The 2,177-nt window shown below is 36.3% G+C and carries 2 protein-coding genes and 1 pseudogene; 2 read left to right on the top strand and 1 reads right to left on the bottom strand.

The annotated features are described in order from the left end of the window. Positions 1-119, top strand: a 119-nt coding sequence (locus FTT70_RS13460; protein WP_180168725.1) for a zinc ribbon domain-containing protein, incomplete at its 5' end; no start/stop codon positions are given. 87 nt (positions 120-206) lie between these two features. Here the strand turns inward: FTT70_RS13460 and FTT70_RS13455 are convergent. After that, a pseudogene (locus tag FTT70_RS13455) lies at positions 207-1,084 on the bottom strand (IS982-like element ISAba4 family transposase). A gap of 135 nt (positions 1,085-1,219) precedes the next feature. On the opposite strand from FTT70_RS13455, the gene FTT70_RS13450 reads away from it, so the two are divergent. Continuing rightward, on the top strand, positions 1,220-1,789 hold the full coding sequence (locus FTT70_RS13450; protein ID WP_154321226.1) for a peptidylprolyl isomerase: 570 nt from the start codon (positions 1,220-1,222) through the stop codon (positions 1,787-1,789). The last annotated feature ends 388 nt before the right edge of the window (positions 1,790-2,177 follow it).

The raw sequence follows: 2,177 nt of genomic DNA, 5'->3' as shown, positions 1-2,177 counted from the left end.
GAATAAGAGAATGGGAGTGCATGAGCTGTGGTACAGCTCATGATCGAGATATAAACTCAGCTCTAAACATTCTTGCGCTTGGGCATAAGCGTCTAGCTGTAGGAATCACCCTCTTTTAAGGGGGGGATGATGTCAAACATAAGTTTTCCAGCGTGATAAAAAATAACCACTGATTTAGTCGCATAATCTTATTAATATAACCCCAGTTACGGATAAGCCAAAGATTTAATCACATGAATTTTAGGCTTATTCTTTTGGCAAAGTTGATACGCACATAGTGAAGAAAATACGCCTGCTAAAAAACCAGCAATCGAACGATGTTTACTCGTAACTAAGTGATATTTTTCTTTCAATAATCCTATCAATGTTTCAATTCTTTTACGTTGTCGTAGATGAAATTCATCAGAAAATGGCAATAAGGTCACTCTCATATTTTTCTTGGATAAGTAATTAAATCAATGCCTTGCTCTTTAAGTGTTTCTTTCAATGGTTGGCTAATGTAGCCTCTATCACCATAGACCGTTGCTGATAAGCCATTCACTAAATCCTCAACTTTTTTAAGATCAGCAATATGTCCGTTTGATAAATCTGAATTTACAATTTCACCCTCTTGATTCATCAGCAAGTGTAATTTGCAACCATAAAACCAGCCCATCGTACTTTTACCACGAGAAGCAATCTCATCTAAAGCATGATGACCTTTAGGGATTCTTTTATTTTTACAAACAGGTAAAGGTGTTGAATCAATCCATAAATATGAACTTTCATCTTTTTGGCTCAACGCATAAAGCAAAGCATGAATAGCAAGTTGGTGCTGATTGATGAGGGTAATCAGGTTTTTATAACAAGGCAAGTCTTTAAAGAGTTTGCTTTCAAACTGACAAAGCAAGTTAAAAAACATCTTAAAATTATGTACTTGAGATGTTTTATAGTAGATGGAGATAGCCACAATTTCTGATAAAGATAGCGTTGCTTGTCTGATACGTTGACGTTTGTTTTCTTGCTTGAGAAATTGCCAATAGATGGGTTCAAATTTTTTGAAAAAATCATCAACAATACAAAAAATTTCTGTAAAATCGTACATGGTAGTTAGAGCCTTTGGGTTGTGTCGTAACTTTCTAAATGGCTCTAACTACCTTTTTTTCAAGGGCTTTTCTTATCCGTAATTCGGGTTAATATAGATGCAATGCAAATACAACACAGATGGATTGGTCAGCAAATGTTAAAACAAAGTATGTTTACCATGGCAGCAATGCTTATCAGCTTCAATACGATGGCAGCCAACACCGTGGTAGAAATGACAACCAGCATGGGCAATATTGAAATCGAACTGTTTAATGACAAAGCCCCAGTTTCTGCAAAGAACTTTGAAAACTATGCCAAGTCAAACTTCTATAACGGTACGATCTTCCATCGTGTTATCCCAGGCTTTATGGTGCAAGGCGGTGGTATGGATGCCAATATGCAAGAAAAGCCAACCAAAGCGACCATTCGTAATGAATCAAGTAATGGATTGAAAAATACCCGTGGTACCTTGGCAATGGCACGTATGAATCATCCTGATTCTGCCAGCAGCCAATTCTTTATTAATGTGGTAGATAACGATTTCTTAAATCGAAGTCCACGTAACGCAGGCTATGCGGTATTTGGTCAAGTCACTAAAGGTATGGATGTTGTCGATAAAATTGTAAAAGTACCAACAGGCAACTATGGCATGCATCAAAATGTACCGAAACAAGCGGTAAAAATACTCAGTGTGAAAGTGAAAGAGGCTGCCCCAACAAAATAAGCGGATTTAGATTGCAAAAATATGAAAAACATATTTTTAATTTAAAATTATAGGGTTAGTGCGAGTTTTGTGTGTTTTTGAACCAAAATAGTGCGTAAAAATCCAACACTCGTGAAAACAAGCAGTTAAAAGCACTTGCACGTGTAGGAAATTGCCCTATAATGCACCCATCCCGACGCGAAACAGCCTACGAACTTAGCTTACAGGGTTGAGTTTTTAGAAGTGTTTTGCGTTAAAATTTCTGCTGACGAGGCAGAAATTAAGATCATTAAGAGATTATGAAGAACAACTTGTGTGGATTTTTACTGATTGATTAATCGAAGATATTTCATTGATTGATTGGTTTAAATTACTCGAAGTTTATTTGAGCGAAATTTAAGTCAGAAAA

The sequence above is a fragment of the Acinetobacter sp. YH01003 genome, assembly GCF_013420525.1.
Taxonomy (GTDB): domain Bacteria; phylum Pseudomonadota; class Gammaproteobacteria; order Pseudomonadales; family Moraxellaceae; genus Acinetobacter; species Acinetobacter towneri.
Note: the sequence above shows the minus strand (reverse complement) of the source record. Positions and strands in the feature narration are given on the sequence as shown.